We start from the raw sequence: 1,094 nt of genomic DNA on the forward strand, positions 1-1,094 counted from the left end.
TTTGACTTGAAAGAGGAGAGTGTCGTGGCATGCCTAACAGAGAAAGAAAGAGAGTTCCAGATGACAGGTCCGATATACTGAAAGGATCTCTCCCCAAGAGTCCTCCTGCACACCCTTGGGACACGAAAAATCCGAGTATCTGAGGCTGAACGAAGAGAACGAGAAGGAGAATAGAGGCGAAGCAACTCGGAGAGGTATGGAGGAGCTGTACCAGAGATAATGTGGAAGCAGGTGAGAGCTATTTTGTATTGAATCCGGCTGCTGATCGGCAGCCAGTGGAGATCAAAGAGTAAAGGAGTAATGTGAGCAGATTTTGAAGCTTTGTAGATGAGGCGAGCTGAGCAGTTTATCACTCTCTGGATTTTATCAAGGAGAACCTGAGGACAGCCAGCAAGGAGAGCATTGCAATAATCAAGCCTAGAGAGAACAAGAGAGGAAACGAGAGTTTTAGTAGCTTCCACAGAAAGATACTGTCGGATTGAACCGATCCTTCTAATCTCCAGATAAGCCAGTTGACAGAGTTTGTTCACCTGTTCCTTCAGTGCGAGCTCACTGTCAAAAATGACACCGAGATTACGAGCTGCACTGGAAAACGAGATGTCACTCTGACCCACACGTACAGAAGAAGGAAGATCAATTCCAGGAGCAGAACCGATGAGAAGAATCTCTGTTTTGTCGTCATTTAACTGAAGTTTATTTTGAACTACCCAGACCTTCACGTCCGAAATGCAGGCTTCAATGGTCCGTGAGAGAGTGAAAGCTTCGGAAGGAGAATCCGATTTGTACAGTTCAGTGTCATCCGCAAACATATGATGAGAGACAGAGTGGTGACTGATTATATCAGAAAGAGGCTGAGTATACAGAATGAAGAGAATTGGTCCCAAGACGGAACCCTGGGGGACCCCACAAGTCAGAAGTGAAGGAGAGGATTTTATTCCATTCACAGTTACTACTTGTGTCCTGTCTTGTAGGTAGGAACGGAAGAAGGAGAGGGCAAGATCACGAATACCAAAAGTGCTATCGAGGCGAGTCAGAAGAATGCTATGATCGATTGTGTCGAAGGCAGCGCTTAGATCCAGAAGAGTCAGAATAGA

1 protein-coding gene is annotated in these 1,094 nt (G+C 45.9%); it reads right to left on the bottom strand.

The features are described 5' to 3' along the window. A partial coding sequence (locus ACOCD2_RS21375; RefSeq protein WP_419626071.1) for a reverse transcriptase domain-containing protein occupies positions 1-1,091 on the bottom strand: 1,091 nt, incomplete at its 3' end. Between the last annotated feature and the right edge of the window lie 3 nt (positions 1,092-1,094).

This window comes from Thiolapillus sp. (assembly GCF_048562965.1).
In the GTDB taxonomy this organism is placed as follows: Bacteria; Pseudomonadota; Gammaproteobacteria; order Chromatiales; family Chromatiaceae; genus Thiolapillus; species Thiolapillus brandeum_A.